This window comes from Stutzerimonas stutzeri, assembly GCF_002890915.1.
Lineage (GTDB): Bacteria > Pseudomonadota > Gammaproteobacteria > Pseudomonadales > Pseudomonadaceae > Stutzerimonas > Stutzerimonas stutzeri_AF.
The window spans coordinates 218,049-232,434 of record NZ_POUT01000001.1; the positions used below are offsets into that span (position 1 = coordinate 218,049).

General features: G+C 66.2%; 15 protein-coding genes. 7 read left to right on the top strand and 8 right to left on the bottom strand.

The annotated features are described in order from the left end of the window. Window positions 1–2 precede the first annotated feature (2 nt). Genes CXK94_RS01010 through CXK94_RS01025 form a run of 4 tightly spaced genes read left to right on the top strand, consistent with a single transcriptional unit; the run spans window position 3 to window position 3,391 of the window. Window positions 3–812: an ABC transporter ATP-binding protein gene (locus tag CXK94_RS01010; RefSeq protein ID WP_102892936.1), complete on the top strand. Its 810-nt coding sequence runs from the start codon at window positions 3–5 to the stop codon at window positions 810–812. Then, window positions 805–1,515 (top strand): ABC transporter ATP-binding protein, encoded by a 711-nt coding sequence (locus CXK94_RS01015; protein ID WP_102892937.1) that lies wholly within the window; start codon window positions 805–807, stop codon window positions 1,513–1,515. Before CXK94_RS01010 ends, CXK94_RS01015 begins: the two co-directional genes overlap by 8 nt. After that, entirely contained in the window at window positions 1,515–2,402 is an 888-nt protein-coding gene (locus CXK94_RS01020) for a branched-chain amino acid ABC transporter permease (protein WP_037043187.1), read from the top strand. The genes CXK94_RS01015 and CXK94_RS01020 overlap by 1 nt, the downstream gene beginning before the upstream one ends. Beyond that, the gene (locus tag CXK94_RS01025) at window positions 2,402–3,391 is read left to right on the top strand and encodes a branched-chain amino acid ABC transporter permease (RefSeq protein WP_102892938.1); all 990 of its coding nucleotides are present in this window, start codon (window positions 2,402–2,404) and stop codon (window positions 3,389–3,391) included. The genes CXK94_RS01020 and CXK94_RS01025 overlap by 1 nt, the downstream gene beginning before the upstream one ends. 212 nt (window positions 3,392–3,603) lie before the next feature. Here the strand turns inward: CXK94_RS01025 and CXK94_RS01030 are convergent, their stop codons facing one another. The 4 genes from CXK94_RS01030 to CXK94_RS01045 form a co-directional block, all read right to left on the bottom strand. After that, window positions 3,604–4,377 (bottom strand): ParA family protein, encoded by a 774-nt coding sequence (locus CXK94_RS01030; protein ID WP_102892939.1) that lies wholly within the window; start codon window positions 4,375–4,377, stop codon window positions 3,604–3,606. A gap of 87 nt (window positions 4,378–4,464) precedes the next feature. Continuing rightward, window positions 4,465–5,259 (bottom strand): thymidylate synthase, encoded by a 795-nt coding sequence (locus CXK94_RS01035; RefSeq protein WP_102892940.1) that lies wholly within the window; start codon window positions 5,257–5,259, stop codon window positions 4,465–4,467. Between the two features lie 90 nt (window positions 5,260–5,349). Further along, a complete protein-coding gene (gene lgt, locus CXK94_RS01040; RefSeq protein WP_037043178.1) occupies window positions 5,350–6,150 on the bottom strand; it encodes a prolipoprotein diacylglyceryl transferase in 801 nt (266 codons plus the stop codon). A gap of 10 nt (window positions 6,151–6,160) precedes the next feature. Then, window positions 6,161–6,943: a sulfite exporter TauE/SafE family protein gene (locus CXK94_RS01045; RefSeq protein ID WP_037043176.1), complete on the bottom strand. Its 783-nt coding sequence runs from the start codon at window positions 6,941–6,943 to the stop codon at window positions 6,161–6,163. 121 nt (window positions 6,944–7,064) lie between these two features. On the opposite strand from CXK94_RS01045, the gene CXK94_RS01050 reads away from it, so the two are divergent. Beyond that, window positions 7,065–7,820 (top strand): NRDE family protein, encoded by a 756-nt coding sequence (locus CXK94_RS01050; protein ID WP_102892941.1) that lies wholly within the window; start codon window positions 7,065–7,067, stop codon window positions 7,818–7,820. Window positions 7,821–7,835: 15 nt separating this feature from the next. Here the strand turns inward: CXK94_RS01050 and ptsP are convergent, their stop codons facing one another. Continuing rightward, window positions 7,836–10,109 carry a phosphoenolpyruvate--protein phosphotransferase gene (gene ptsP / locus CXK94_RS01055; protein ID WP_102892942.1) on the bottom strand — a complete coding sequence of 758 codons (2,274 nt, stop codon included), beginning with the start codon at window positions 10,107–10,109 and terminating at the stop codon, window positions 7,836–7,838. A 22-nt stretch (window positions 10,110–10,131) separates the two neighbouring features. Beyond that, a complete protein-coding gene (locus tag CXK94_RS01060) occupies window positions 10,132–10,611 on the bottom strand; it encodes an RNA pyrophosphohydrolase (protein WP_037043199.1) in 480 nt (159 codons plus the stop codon). A 190-nt stretch (window positions 10,612–10,801) separates the two neighbouring features. Here CXK94_RS01060 and CXK94_RS01065 point away from each other — a divergent pair, with 190 nt between their 5' ends. Then, window positions 10,802–11,455, top strand: a complete 654-nt coding sequence (locus CXK94_RS01065; protein ID WP_102892943.1) for an HAD family hydrolase — start codon at window positions 10,802–10,804, stop codon at window positions 11,453–11,455. Between the two features lie 32 nt (window positions 11,456–11,487). Here the strand turns inward: CXK94_RS01065 and CXK94_RS01070 are convergent, their stop codons facing one another. Together CXK94_RS01070 and ilvA are read right to left on the bottom strand one after the other, a co-directional pair. Next, window positions 11,488–11,928, bottom strand: a complete 441-nt coding sequence (locus CXK94_RS01070; RefSeq protein ID WP_102892944.1) for a DUF2269 family protein — start codon at window positions 11,926–11,928, stop codon at window positions 11,488–11,490. Between the two features lie 24 nt (window positions 11,929–11,952). Next, window positions 11,953–13,476 (bottom strand): threonine ammonia-lyase, biosynthetic, encoded by a 1,524-nt coding sequence (ilvA, locus tag CXK94_RS01075; RefSeq protein WP_102893327.1) that lies wholly within the window; start codon window positions 13,474–13,476, stop codon window positions 11,953–11,955. A 158-nt stretch (window positions 13,477–13,634) separates the two neighbouring features. On the opposite strand from ilvA, the gene rpiA reads away from it, so the two are divergent. After that, on the top strand, window positions 13,635–14,306 hold the full coding sequence (gene rpiA / locus CXK94_RS01080; protein WP_102892945.1) for a ribose-5-phosphate isomerase RpiA: 672 nt from the start codon (window positions 13,635–13,637) through the stop codon (window positions 14,304–14,306). Window positions 14,307–14,386 lie beyond the last annotated feature (80 nt).

Sequence of the window (14,386 nt, forward strand, 5' to 3'; positions counted from 1 at the left end):
GCATGGCCGCCGCAGCTCACGCCGGCTTCGCCGGTTCGCCGGCCAGCGAGGTCGAGCAGGACGCGCCCGTGGTGCTCTCGGCGCGCGGCCTGCGCCGTGAGTTCGGCGGCTTCGTCGCGGTCAACAACGTCGATCTGGACGTGCGCCATGCCCGGGTGCACGCCTTGATCGGCCCCAACGGCGCGGGCAAGACCACGGTGTTCAACCTGCTGACCAAGTTCCTGCAGCCCACCGCTGGCAGCATCCGCCTGCTCGACCACGATATCACCCGCACCGATCCGGCCAAGGTGGCCCGGATGGGCCTGGTGCGTTCGTTCCAGATTTCCGCGGTGTTCCCGCACCTGTCGGTGCTGGACAACGTGCGCGTGGCCCTGCAGCGCCCGGGCGGGCTGGCCACCCAGTTCTGGCTGCCGATGCGCTCGCTCAACCGCCTGAACGAGCGCGCCATGCAGCTGATCGAAGCGGTCGGCCTGGCCGACAAGCGCCACGAGCTGGCCGCCGACCTCTCCTACGGACGCAAGCGCGTACTGGAAATCGCCACCACCCTGGCACTGGAGCCCAAGGTGCTGCTGCTCGACGAACCCATGGCCGGCATGGGCCATGAGGACGTGCACGTGGTCGCCGAGATCATCCGCGAGGTCGCCACCCAGCGCGCCGTGCTGATGGTCGAGCACAACCTCAAGGTGGTCGCCGACCTGTGCCATCAGGTGACCGTATTGCAACGCGGCGAAATCCTCACCTCCGGCGACTACCGCACGGTCAGCCAGGACGAGCGCGTGCGCGTGGCCTACATGGGGACCGAACATGACTGAAAGCGCACCCCTGCTGTCGGTACGCGACCTCAACGCCTGGTATGGCGAAAGCCACGCCCTGCACGGCATCGACCTGGACGTTCATCAAGGCGAGACGGTGACCCTGCTCGGGCGCAACGGCGTGGGCAAGACCACCGCGCTGCGCGCCATCGTCGGCATCATCCGCAAGCGCAGCGGCAGCATCCGCTTCGACGGCAAGGACATGCTGCGCGTGCCGCTGCACCGCACCGCGCGCCACGGCATCGGCTACGTGCCGGAGGAGCGCGGCATCTTCTCCACGCTTACCGTCGAGGAAAACCTCACCCTGCCACCGGTGATCGCCAAGGGCGGCATGAGCCTGGCGGAGATCTACCAGCTGTTCCCCAACCTCGAGGAACGCCGCAAGAGCCCGGGCACCAAGCTTTCCGGCGGCGAGCAGCAGATGCTGGCGATGGCGCGCATCCTGCGCACCGGCGCCCGCTTGCTGCTGCTCGACGAACCCACCGAAGGCCTGGCGCCGGTGATCATCCAGCGCATCGGCGAGGTGCTGGTGACACTCAAGCAGCGCGGCATGACCATCCTGCTGGTGGAGCAGAATTTCCGCTTCGCCAGCAAGGTCGCCGACCGCTTCTACGTGGTGGATCACGGCAAGGTCATCGATACCTTCGTCGTCGACGAACTGCCTGGCCGCATGACCATGCTCAACGAAGTCCTGGGGGTCTGATGACGACGATTTTCGATGTGCCGATCCAGGCGTTCCTCGGCCAGCTGCTCATCGGCCTGATCAACGGCTCGTTCTACGCCATGCTCAGCCTGGGCCTGGCGATCATCTTCGGCATGCTGAAGATCATCAACTTCGCCCACGGCGCGCAGTACATGATCGGCGCCTTCGCCGGCTACCTGCTGCTGGCCACCCTGGGCATCGGCTACTGGCCGGCGCTGATCCTCGCACCGATCGTGGTCGGCCTGTGCAGCGCGGTGGTCGAGCGTGTGGCACTGTCGCGGCTGTACAACCTCGACCACCTCTACAGCCTGCTCTTCACCTTCGGCCTGGCGCTGGCCCTGGAAGGTGCCTTCCGCTACTACTACGGCTCATCCGGGCAACCCTATGCGGTGCCCAAGGAGCTGGCCGGCGGCTACAACCTGGGCTTCATGTTCCTGCCCAAGTACCGCGCCTGGGTGGTGCTGGCCTCGCTGGCGATCTGCATCGCCAGCTGGCTGTTGATCGAAAAGACCAAGCTCGGCGCCTACCTGCGCGCCGCCACCGAAAACCCGACGCTGGTGCGCACCTTCGGCATCAACGTGCCGCTGCTCTTGACCTTCACCTACGGCATGGGCGCGGCACTGGCCGGGCTGGCCGGCATTCTCGCCGCGCCGATCTACCAGGTCAGCCCGCTGATGGGCTCGAACCTGATCATCGTGGTGTTCGCCGTGGTGGTGGTCGGCGGCATGGGCTCGATTCTCGGCGCGATCATCACCGGCTACATGCTGGGCATTCTCGAGGGGCTGACCAAGGTGTTCTATCCCGAGGCATCGAACATCGTGATTTTCGTGATCATGGCCATCGTACTGCTGGTGCGCCCGGCCGGCCTGATGGGGAGGGACGCCTGATGAACAGCCAAGCCACCGGCACGATCACGCCGACCAAGCGCCCGCTGCTGCGCCTGGAAACCGTGCTGATCCTGATCGGCATCCTCGCGCTGGCCCTGGCGCCGTTCTACTTCTACCCGATCTTCCTGATGAAGGTGCTGTGCTTCGCGCTGTTCGCCTGCGCCTTCAACCTGCTGCTCGGCTACACCGGCATCCTTTCCTTCGGCCATGCGGCGTTCTTCGGCGGCTCGGCCTATTTCACCGCCCACGCGGTGAAGGAATGGGGCCTGCCGCCGGAACTGGGCATTCTCGTCGGCGTCGCCGGCGCGGCGTTTCTCGGGCTGGTCATCGGCTTCCTGGCGATCCGCCGGCAGGGCATCTACTCGACGATGATCACCCTGGCGCTGTCGCAGATGTTTTTCTTCTTCTGCCTGCAGGCCGGCTTCACCCATGGCGAGGACGGCATCCAGGGCATTCCGCGCGGGCATCTGTTCGGCTTCATCGATCTCGAGGAGCCGCTGTACATGTACTTCTTCGTGCTCTCGGTGTTCCTCGCCGGGATGTTCGTGATCTGGCGCGTCATCCACTCCCCGTTCGGCATGATCCTGCGCTCGATCCGCGAGAACGAGAACCGCGCGATCTCCCTCGGCTACACGGTGTCGCGCTACAAGCTCGGCGCCTTCGTCATGTCCGCCGCGCTGGCGGGGCTGGCCGGCGGGCTGAAGGCGCTGGTGTTCCAGTTCGCCACGCTGACCGACGTCAGCTGGCAGATGTCCGGCGAGGTGGTGCTGATGACCCTGCTCGGCGGCATCGGCACCCTGGTCGGGCCGATCTTCGGCGCGGCGCTGGTGACCACCCTGGGCAACTACTTCGCTACCTCCGAGCTGCCGGTGACGCTGGTCACCGGAATCATCTTCATGGTCTGCGTGCTGGTATTCCGCCGCGGCATGATCGGCGAACTCTACGCCTCGCGGCTGGGCAAGAAGCTCGAACGGCGCGCCGAGGATTGAGGCCGGGGAGAGCGAAGCGGCAGGATGGAACACGTAGGTTGGGTTGAGGGGCGCAGCACCGAAGCCCAACATCCCACCCGCATGCGTTGGGCTTCGCTGCGCTCAACCCAACCTACGAGATCGATCGGTGAAGGGTGGCGCGTAGCCTGGAGTGCGCAACGCCGAAGCCCGACGGGCTGCATCCACGCCAATCCCCGGCGGCGGCGCCCCGCTCAACCCTGCCCTTCGAGCAGGTCGTGCAGCTCGACGAACTGTTGGCTCAGCTTGTGCCGCGGGTCGAAGTAGACCAGCGGCATGCAGGCCTGGTGCGATTCGCGCATCCGCACCGAGTTCATCAGGTTGACCGGCAGCACCGGCAGGCCTTCGCCGAGCAGTTGCTCGATCATTTGCTGTGGCAGTGCCGCCCGCGGCTGGAACTGGTTGACCACGATGCCCTCGACCTCGAGCGTCTCGTTGTGGTCCTCCTTCAGCTCCTCGATCTCCTCCAGCAGGCCGTACAGCGCCTGACGCGAGAAGCTGTCGCAGTCGAAGGGAATCAGGCAGCGGTCGGCCGCGATCAGCGCCGAAACGGTATAGAAGTTCAGTGCCGGCGGCGTATCCAGGTAGAGTCGGTCGTACTCCTCGGCCAGGCCGTCGAGCAGTTTGCGCAGCTTGTTGATCTTGTGCTTGGCCTCCAGCTTGGGCTGCAGGTCGGCCAGTTCGGCGGTGGCGCTGACCAGGTGCAGGTTGTCGAAGGCCGTCTCGAGGATCGGCGGGCGCGCCTTCTTGCCGGCGCTGCCACCGGCCAGCACCTGCTTGAAGAAATCGGCGATGCCGGTGGGCACCGCGTCGCCGGTGAGCCCGGTCAGGTAGTGGGTGGAGTTGGCTTGGGCATCCAGGTCCACCAGCAGCGTGCGGTAGCCCTGCGACGCGCTGACCGCCGCCAGGTTGCAGGCGATGCTCGACTTGCCGACCCCGCCCTTCTGATTGAACACGACCCTGCGCATGACTCGACCCCTGAGAATCCCTGAGTGGTCGAGTCTATACGGCAAACATGACAGTCAGGTTATCCGCAGCGGCAAACCCGACCAAAGTCAGACAGCGACGGGTGCCTTGATGTGCGGATGCGCCTCGTAGCCGACCAGCTCGAAATCCTCGAAGCGGAAGGCGAACAGGTCCTTCACCGCCGGGTTGAGTTTCATCGTCGGCAGCGGCAGCGGTTCGCGGGTCAGCTGCAGGTCGGCCTGCTCCAGGTGGTTGGCGTACAGGTGGCAGTCGCCGCCGCTCCAGATGAACTCGCCCGGCTCGAGGTCGCAGACCTGCGCCATCATCAGCGTCAGCAGCGCGTAGCTGGCGATGTTGAAGGGCACGCCGAGGAAGATGTCCGCCGAGCGCTGGTAGAGCTGGCAGCTGAGCTTGCCGTCGGCGACGTAGAACTGGAACAGCGCGTGGCACGGCGGCAGCGCCATCTGCTCGACCAGCGCCGGGTTCCAGGCCGAGACGATCAGCCGGCGCGAATCCGGGTTCTTCCTGATCATCGCCAGCAGGTTGGCGATCTGGTCGATGGACTCGCCGTTCGGCGCCGGCCAGGAACGCCACTGGTAGCCGTAGACCGGGCCGAGATCGCCGTTCTCGTCGGCCCACTCGTCCCAGATCGAGACACCGTTTTCCTTCAGGTAGGCGATGTTGGTGTCGCCTTTGAGAAACCACAGCAGCTCGTGGATGATCGAGCGCAGATGGCACTTCTTGGTGGTCACCAGCGGGAAGCCCTGGCCCAGGTCGAAACGCATCTGATGGCCGAACACCGAGTAGGTGCCGGTGCCGGTGCGATCGCTCTTGAAGGTGCCGTGTTCGCGCACATGGCGCATCAGGTCGAGGTACTGTTTCATCGATGGGCTCGGAGGGGAAAAGGCTGCGCGAATAGTAAAAGGCCGGGCCCGGCTTGTCGCGTACACTGCGACGAGCCGGGCAACGGCCTGTCAGGCCGGGGCGTTGGAAGCGTCGCGCCGATAACCCCAGGCGATCATGCCGACGCCGAGCAACACCATGGGGATGCACAGCAGTTGGCCCATGGTCAGCCAGCCGAACGCCAGGTAACCCAGCTGCGCGTCCGGCACGCGGACGAATTCGACGATGAAGCGGAAGATGCCGTAGCACACCGCGAACAGCCCGGACACCGCCATGGTCGGCCGCGGCTTGCGCGAATAGAGCCAGAGGATGACGAACAGCGCAACGCCTTCCAGGGCGAACTGGTAGAGCTGCGACGGATGCCGCGCCAGCTGCTGCGGATCGGTGGGGAAGACCATCGCCCAGGGCACGTCGGAAGCCTTGCCCCACAGCTCGGCGTTGATGAAGTTGCCGATGCGTCCGGCACCCAGGCCGATCGGCACGAAGGGCGCGATGAAGTCCATCAGTTCGAAGAAGCTCTTGCCGTTGCGCCGGGCGAAGATCCAGGAGCACAGCAGCACGCCGATCAGCCCGCCATGGAACGACATGCCGCCCTTCCACACCTGCAGGATCAGGCTGGGCTGATTGATGTAGGCAGCCAGGTCGTAGAACAGCACGTAACCCAGGCGCCCACCGACGATCACGCCCATGGCCACCCAGAACACCAAGTCCGACAGCTTGTCCTTCGGCCATTCCGGCGCGAAGCGCTGCACCCGCAGCGATGCCAGCCACCAGGCGCCGCCGATGCCGACGAGGTACATCAGGCCGTACCAGTGAATCTGTAGCGGGCCGATGGCGATCGCCACCGGATCGATCTGCGGGTAGGGCAGCATCCGCGCCTCCTCAAACAAGAAAATTGATGCCGACGCTCAGCAGCAGCAGAGCGAACAACCGTCTCAGGACCCTGGCCGACAGCCGATGCGCAAGGTTCGCGCCGATACGCGCGAAGAACATGCTGGTGATGGCAATGCCGACCAGCGCGGGCAGGTAGATGAAGCCGAAGCTCCATTCCGGCAGTTGCGGATCGTGCCAGCCGACCAGCATGAAACTCAGCGCACCGGCGATGGCGATCGGCAGGCCGCAGGCCGCGGAAGTGGCCACCGCCTGCTGCATCGGCACGCTGCGCCAGCTGAGAAAGGGCACCGTCAGCGAACCACCGCCGATGCCGAAGATTGCCGAAGCCCAGCCGACCACAACGCCGGCCACGGTCAGCCCCGGCTTGCCCGGCACGCCGCGCGAGGCCTTGGGCTTGATGTCGAGCACCATCTGGATCGCCATGAGGATGGCGAACACGCCGATGATCTTCTGCAGCATCGGCCCCTGGATGGCCGCCGCGGTCAGCGAGCCGAGCGCGGCGCCGACGAGAATGCCGAGGGTCATCCACAGCACGATCGGCCAGCGCACCGCGCCTCTGCGATGGTGCGCCCGGATCGAATTGATCGAGGTGAAGACGATCGTCGCCAGCGAAGTGCCGACGGCCAGATGGGTCAGTACCTGCTCCGAGAAGCCGTGTGCGGTGAAGCTCAGGACCAGCACCGGGACGATGATCATTCCGCCGCCGACGCCGAACAGCCCGGCCAGCACACCGGCGAAGCTCCCCAGCAGCAGATACAGCAGAAACTCCATGTGGTCCATCCGCAAGGCAAAGCGGCATGGTAGCCGAAAAAGCGGGCGGAAGCCGAACGCGGTTGCCGAGCCGGCCAGTTGGCTTCAAGCTCTCGCTTCGAACCTTCCACCGAGCGACCCCATGTGCCTGATCGTTTTCGCCTGGCGCCCGGAACATGCACTGCCGCTGGTGCTGGCCGCCAACCGCGATGAATTCCATGCGCGCCCCAGCCTGCCGCTGGGCTGCTGGGAGGACGCGCCCTGGATCGTCGGCGGGCGCGACCTGCAGGCCGGTGGCACCTGGCTGGGCATCACCGCGCGCGGACGTTTCGCCGCGCTGACCAACATCCGCGCGCCCGGCCAGCCGCCGGGCCTGCGTTCGCGCGGCGAGCTACCGGAGCGTTACCTGCGCGGCGAGCTGACGCCGGGCGATTACCTGGCCGAGCTGGCCGGACGCTGCGCCGACTATGCGGGATTCAATCTGCTGGTCGGCGATCACCGACAACTCTGGCATCTGCATTCGCACACCGGCGAACCACGACCGCTCGCGCCCGGCCTCTATGGGCTGTCCAACGCCGGCCTGGATACCCCCTGGCCGAAACTGACCCGGGCGCGCGCGGCCCTGGCCAGCCAGCTCGCCCGGCCCGATCCGGAGCACCTGCTGGAGCTGCTCGCCGATACGCAGCCGGCCGCCGAGCACGAGCTGCCACGCACCGGGGTATCGCTGGAATGGGAACGGCGGTTGTCGAGCATCTTCATTGCCAGCCCGGAATACGGCACCCGCGCCAGCACCGCGCTGATCCGCCGGGCCGACGGCACGCTGGATATTCTCGAACGCAGCTTCGGCCCGCAAGGTCCACTGGGCGAGGTGCACTATCGCCATCCGCCGGGGGCCTGAGGGCACCCCAGCACCTCAGACGGCAGCGGAAGGATTGATCAGCTTGCTCAGGCCGAGATTGCGCAGGGTCAGCTGCACGGTGCTGTGGATCACCTGCGGGCTGTCGAGGAGCATGACCCGGCCCAGCAGTTGCTGGGCGGTATCCATGCTGACCTGGCGCAGCAGCCATTTCACCTTGGGCAGGTTGGTGGCGTTCATCGACAGGCTGTCGAAGCCCATCGCCAGCAGCAGCATGGCCGCCGCCGGATCGCCGGCCATCTCGCCGCAGATGCTCACTGGCTTGCCTTCGCCATGCGCTTCATTGACCACCCGCTGCAGCGCTTCCAGCACGGCCGGATGCAGGTAGTCGTAGAGGTCGGCGACCCGCGGGTTGTTGCGGTCCACGGCCAGCAGGTACTGGGTCAGGTCGTTGGAGCCGACCGAAATGAAGTCGACCAGGCGCGCCAGTTCACGGGTCAGGTAGACCGCCGCGGGCACTTCGATCATCACCCCCACCGGCGGCATCCGCACGTCGAGCCCTTCGTCGCGCACCTCGCACCAGGCGCGGTGGATCAGGTGCAACGCTTCTTCCAGTTCGCGGATACCGGAGATCATCGGCAGCAGGATGCGCAGGTTGTTCAGCCCGGCGCTGGCCTTGAGCATGGCGCGGGCCTGCAGCAGGAAGATTTCCGGATGGTCGAGGGTGACGCGGATGCCGCGCCAGCCGAGGAAGGGGTTTTCTTCCTTGATCGGGAAATACGGCAGGCACTTGTCGCCGCCGATATCGAGGCTGCGCATGGTCACCGGCAGCGGATGGAAGGCCTCCAGCTGCTCGCGGTAGATGGCCATCTGCTCCTTCTCGCTGGGGAAGCGCTCCTTGATCATGAAGGGCACTTCGGTGCGGTACAGGCCGACGCCCTCGGCGCCGCGCTCCTGGGCACGCACCACGTCGGCGAGCAGGCCGGTGTTGACCCACAGCGGTATGCGATGGCCGTCGGTGGTCTCGCAGGGCAGCTCGCGCAGCACGTCGAGCCCCTCGGAGAGCTGGCGCTCCTGCTCGGCGAGCACTTCGTACTGTTCGCGCAGCACCTTGCCGGGGTTGGTGATGATCTCGCCGCGGTAGCCGTCGATGATCAGCTCGATCCCATCGACCTTGGAATACGGCAGGTCCACCGCCCCCATCACCGTGGGAATGCCCATGGCGCGGGCGAGGATGGCGACGTGCGAGTTGCTCGAGCCGAGCACCGAGACCATGCCGACCAGCTTGCCTTCCGGCACCTCGCCGAGCATCGCCGGCGACAGTTCCTCGCTGACCAGGATGGTCTTGTCGGGGTAGACCAGGGTCTGCTGGCGGGCTTCCTGCAGATAGGCAAGCAGGCGCCGGCCGATGTCCTTGACGTCCGAGGCACGCTCGCGCAGGTAGGCATCGTCCATCAGCTCGAAGCGCCGCACGTGCTCGTTGACCACCTGGCGCAGCGCGCCCTGGGCCCACTGGCCGGTGCGGATCACCTTGACCACTTCGCCGCCGAGGGCGGAGTCGTCGAGCATCATCAGGTACACGTCGAACAGCGCACGCTCTTCCTTGCGCATCTGCGTGGCGAGCTTTTCCGAAAGCCCGCGCATATCGGCGCGTACCGCTTCCAGCGCCGCCTCGAACAGCGTCAGCTCGGCTTCGATGTTGTCGACGGTCTTGTCCGGCACCACTTCGAGATCGGCCGGCGGCAGCACCACCAGGGCGGTCCCGACCGCAGCACCCGGCGCGCCCGGAATGCCGACGAAACGGGTTTCCTGGATGCCCTTGCCCTGGCGGCCGAGACCGCGGATCGAACCGGTCGCCTCGGCGTGGGCGATGACGCCGGCGAGCTGCGCGCTCATCGTGACCAGGAAGGCCTCCTCGCCCTCGTCGAACTGGCGGCGTTCCTTCTGCTGGATGACCAGCACGCCCATCACCCGCCGGTGGTGGATGATCGGCGCGCCGAGGAAGGAGGCGTAGCGTTCCTCGCCGGTCTCGGCGAAGTAGCGATAGCGGGGATGTTCGGAAGCGTGTTCGAGGTTGAGCGGCTCCTCGCGGGTGCCGACCAGGCCGACCAGGCCCTCGTTGGGTGCCATGCTGACCTTGCCGATGGCGCGCTTGTTGAGGCCTTCGGTGGCCATCAGGACGAAGCGTTCGGTCTCCGGATCGAGCAGATAGACCGAGCAGACCTGGCTACCCATGGCCTCCCTGACTCTCAGCACGATGATGCCCAATGCCGCCTTGAGGTCCTTGGCGGCATTCACTTCCTGGACAATCTTGCGCAGCGTGCCGAGCATGCTCAGAGGCTTTCTCCTCGTCTCAGTCCCGCACCGGCAGACGCGGGGCGAGTTCTTTAAGTGCGCGACGATAGACCTCGCGCTTGAATGTGACCACCTGTCCCAGCGGGTACCAGTAGCTGACCCAGCGCCAGCCGTCGAACTCGGGCTTGCCGGTCAGGTCCATGCGCACCCGCTCCTCGGTACTGGTCAGGCGCAGCAGGAACCATTTCTGCTTCTGGCCGATGCACAGCGGCTGGCTATGGGTGCGCACCAGACGCTGCGGCAGACGATAACGCAACCAGCCGCGGGTGCAGGCGAGGATGTTCACATCCTGCTCCTCCAGGCCGATTTCCTCGTTGAGCTCGCGCAGCAGAGCCTCTTCCGGCGTTTCACGGGCATTGATCCCGCCCTGCGGAAATTGCCAGGCATCCTGATTGATCCGCCGAGCCCAGAGCACCTGACCGACATCATTGGTCAGGATGATGCCGACATTGGGGCGAAAACCATCGGAATCGATCACGGCATACAACCTCGCTGACGCATGTCGCGGCATTGTTCCACAAAACCGCAACGAGTCGAAAGCACGGCAAGCGGCCATCCGGCGCAGGAGAGCCTCGGCGCGGCACCGCACGCGGTCATCGCCGAGGCTGCCGCACAGGCGCGCCAACCGTTATGCTTGGTGCCTCCCCAACAGTCCGAGGAAACCATCCGTGCGCCTGGCTCTATTCGATCTCGACAACACCCTGCTGGCCGGTGACAGCGACCACGCCTGGGGCGAATACCTGTGCCAGCGCGGCATCGTCGATGCCGACAGCTACAGGGCGCGCAACGATGCCTTCTACCAGGACTACCTCGCCGGCAGCCTCGACGTGCATGCCTACCAGAACTTCTGCCAGGAAATCCTCGGCCGCAGCGAATTGCCGCAGCTGCAGCAATGGCACGCGGAGTTCATGCGCGACTTCATCGAGCCAATCGTGCTGGCCAAGGGCGAGGCGCTGCTGCGCCAGCATCTCGAGGCCGGCGACCGGGTGGTGATCATCACCGCCACCAACCGATTCATCACCGGCCCGATCGCCGCACGGCTGGGCGTCGACACCCTGCTGGCCACCGAATGCGGGATGGAGGATGGCCGCTACACCGGGCGCCTCACCGACATCCCCTGCTTCCAGGAAGGCAAGGTGGCGCGCATCGAGCGCTGGCTGGCGGAGAACGCGCTAACCCTGGAGGGCAGCTATTTCTACAGCGATTCGCGCAACGACCTGCCGCTGCTCGAGCGCGTCAGCCACCCGGTGGCGGTCGACCCGGACCCGACCCTGCGCAAGACCGCCGCAGAGCGCGGCTGGCAGATCATCTCGCTGCGCTGAGGCAGCGCAGCGGCCAGGCCGGGCGGGAGGAATCAGGCCGGCTTGGCGCCCATCAGGCCGCTGATCGCCAGCAGCACCAGCAGGATCAGCCCGGCATAGGCGAGGGCAAAGCGCAGCAGGCGCGCCGGTGCCGGTGTATCGCCCAGCGTCGCGCAGGCGCGCAGGCGCCCGGCGAGCAGCAACCCGAGCGGCAACAGCAGGACGAACAGCAGCGAACTGGCCAGCAGCCACAGCTGGCCCAGCGGCCAGCCGGCCAGGTGCGCCAGCCACCAGCCGCTGGCCGGCAGGCTCAGCGCCAGCAATGCCAGCAGCGGCAGGGCAATCAGCCGGGTACGCCGCAGTTTGCGCTGCAGCAGCGCGGCATCGCCGCCGCGCCAGGCCTTCCACAGCAACAGCACGTGGGCGATCAGCCCGAGGATCAGCAGCACCGCCGATACGGCGTGGACGATTCTCAGCAGCAGGTAGTGTTCCATGTGCTCTCCTGGCAGCCCGTTCGCTCAGCCGAGAAACAGCTTGTAGGCCGGGTTGTCGCTTTCATCCCAGTAGCGGTAGCCGATCTTGTCCAGCGCCGCCGGCAGCAGGTGCAGTTCCTGCTCCGGCACCTGCAGCCCGGCGACCACGCGGCCATCGGCGGCGCCATGGTTGCGGTAGTGGAACATGGAAATGTTCCAGCGCCCGCCCAGCTTGTTGAGGAAATTGAACAGCGCGCCGGGCCGTTCGGGAAATTCGAAACGCAGCACCCGTTCGTCGCTGACCCCGGCCGCATGGCCGCCGACCATGTGCCGCGTGTGCAGCTTGGCCAGCTCGTTGTCGGTCAGGTCGAGCACCGGGAAGCCCTTCTCGCGCAGGCTCTCCACCAGCGCCGCGCGCGGATCGGTTTCCGGGTGGGTCTGCACGCCGACGAAGATGTGCGCCTCGCGGTTGGTGTGGTAGCGGTAGTTGAACTCGGTGATCTGGCGCTTGCCGATGGCCTCGCAGAAGGCCTTGAAGCTGCCCGGCTGCTCGGGAATGGTGACGGCGATGATCGCCTCGCGCTTCTCGCCCAGCTCGGCGCGCTCGGCGACGTGGCGCAGGCGGTCGAAATTGACGTTGGCGCCCGAATCGATGGCCACCAGCACCTGGCCGCTGGCCCCCTCGCGCTCGACGTACTTCTTGATCCCGGCCACGCCCAGCGCGCCGGCCGGCTCGGTGATCGAGCGGGTGTCGTCGTAGATGTCCTTGATCGCCGCGCAGATCTCGTCGGTGCTGACGGTGATCACCTCGTCGACGTAGCGCCGGCAGATGTCGAAGGTGTGCTCGCCGATCTGCGCCACCGCCACGCCGTCGGCGAACAGCCCGACCTGATCGAGCACCACCCGCTGGCCGGCGGCCATGGCCGCCTGCAGGCAGTTGGAATCGTCCGGCTCGACGCCGATCACCTTGGTGTGCGGATAGAGGTATTTCACGTAAGCGGCGATCCCGGCCACCAGCCCGCCGCCGCCCACCGGCACGAAGATCGCGTCGATCGGCCCCTGGTGCTGGCGCAGGATTTCCATCGCCACGGTGCCCTGGCCGGCGATCACGTCAGGATCGTCGTAGGGGTGGATATAGACATAGCCCTTCTCTTCCACCAGCTTCAGCGAATAGGCCAGCGCCTCGGGGAACGCGTCGCCGTGCAGCACCACCTTGCCGCCGCGGGCGCGCACGCCCTGCACCTTCAGCTCGGGGGTGGTGCGCGGCATGACGATGGTCGCCTTGATGCCCAGCTGCTTGGCCGCCAGCGCCACGCCCTGCGCATGGTTGCCGGCCGAGGCGGTGACCACGCCGCGTGCCAGTTCCTCGGGCGAAAGCTGTGCCAGCTTGTTGTAGGCGCCACGGACCTTGAAGGAGAACACCGGCTGCAGATCCTCGCGCTTGAGCAGAATCTGGTTGCCGATGCGTTCGGACAGCTGGCGGGCAGGCTGCAGCGGGGTTTCGATGGCGACGTCGTAGACGCGCGAGGTGAGGATCTTCTTGACGTAGTGTTCGAGCATTCTGGCTATCTTGGCGGGAATTGCGGGCAATCCGGCGAGTCTACTCCGCGACACCGGCCTCGACCACAGACAATGCGCACGCAAAAATGCCGGTACAGCCGGCGGGCGAGACCCGTCGGCGACGCAGGGCTATAATCGACACCCCGTCTTCCCGCCCGGACCCTCCCATGACCCAGGATCAGCTCAAGCAGGCCGTCGCCCAGGCCGCCGTCGACCATATCGTGCCCAAGCTCAACGACCGCAGCATCGTCGGCGTCGGCACCGGCTCCACCGCCAACTTCTTCATCGACCTGCTGGCTCGGCACAAGGGCTTCTTCGACGGTGCGGTGGCCAGCTCCGAGGCCACCGCCGAGCGCCTGAAGCAGCACGGCATCCCGGTCTACGACCTGAACACGGTGAGCGAACTGGAGTTCTACGTCGACGGCGCCGACGAAGCCAACAAGCACCTCGAGCTGATCAAGGGCGGCGGCGCGGCGCTGACCCGCGAGAAGATCGTCGCGGCGGTGGCCAGGACCTTCATCTGCATTGCCGATGGCAGCAAGCTGGTCGAGCAGCTCGGCACCTTCCCGCTGCCGGTGGAAGTCATTCCCATGGCGCGCAGCCACGTCGCGCGCGAGCTGGTCAAGCTCGGCGGCGACCCGGTCTACCGTGAAGGCGTGGTGACCGACAACGGCAACGTCATCCTCGACGTGCACAACCTGATGATCGGCTTCGCGCCGGAGCTGGAAGGCAAGATCAACGACATTGTCGGCGTGGTCAGCAATGGCCTGTTCGCCATGCGGCCGGCCGATATCCTGCTGCTCGGCACCGCAAGCGGCGTGCAGACACTGGAACGCTGAAGCGAAGCGGCGATATCCCCCGCTTGCGGCTACGCTTGCCTTTGCTGCATCACCAGCAAGCGCAGACCACCAACAGGAGG

What these genes read in the sequence shown, in the direction of transcription:
- CXK94_RS01010 (WP_102892936.1), top strand. Translation starts at nt 3, where the DNA reads ATGGCCGCCGCAGCTCACGCCGGCTTCGCCGGTTCGCCGGCCAGCGAG.
- CXK94_RS01015 (WP_102892937.1), top strand. Translation starts at nt 805, where the DNA reads ATGACTGAAAGCGCACCCCTGCTGTCGGTACGCGACCTCAACGCCTGG.
- CXK94_RS01020 (WP_037043187.1), top strand. Translation starts at nt 1,515, where the DNA reads ATGACGACGATTTTCGATGTGCCGATCCAGGCGTTCCTCGGCCAGCTG.
- CXK94_RS01025 (WP_102892938.1), top strand. Translation starts at nt 2,402, where the DNA reads ATGAACAGCCAAGCCACCGGCACGATCACGCCGACCAAGCGCCCGCTG.
- CXK94_RS01030 (WP_102892939.1), bottom strand. Translation starts at nt 4,377, where the DNA reads ATGCGCAGGGTCGTGTTCAATCAGAAGGGCGGGGTCGGCAAGTCGAGC.
- CXK94_RS01035 (WP_102892940.1), bottom strand. Translation starts at nt 5,259, where the DNA reads ATGAAACAGTACCTCGACCTGATGCGCCATGTGCGCGAACACGGCACC.
- lgt (WP_037043178.1), bottom strand. Translation starts at nt 6,150, where the DNA reads ATGCTGCCCTACCCGCAGATCGATCCGGTGGCGATCGCCATCGGCCCG.
- CXK94_RS01045 (WP_037043176.1), bottom strand. Translation starts at nt 6,943, where the DNA reads ATGGAGTTTCTGCTGTATCTGCTGCTGGGGAGCTTCGCCGGTGTGCTG.
- CXK94_RS01050 (WP_102892941.1), top strand. Translation starts at nt 7,065, where the DNA reads ATGTGCCTGATCGTTTTCGCCTGGCGCCCGGAACATGCACTGCCGCTG.
- ptsP (WP_102892942.1), bottom strand. Translation starts at nt 10,109, where the DNA reads ATGCTCGGCACGCTGCGCAAGATTGTCCAGGAAGTGAATGCCGCCAAG.
- CXK94_RS01070 (WP_102892944.1), bottom strand. Translation starts at nt 11,928, where the DNA reads ATGGAACACTACCTGCTGCTGAGAATCGTCCACGCCGTATCGGCGGTG.
- rpiA (WP_102892945.1), top strand. Translation starts at nt 13,635, where the DNA reads ATGACCCAGGATCAGCTCAAGCAGGCCGTCGCCCAGGCCGCCGTCGAC.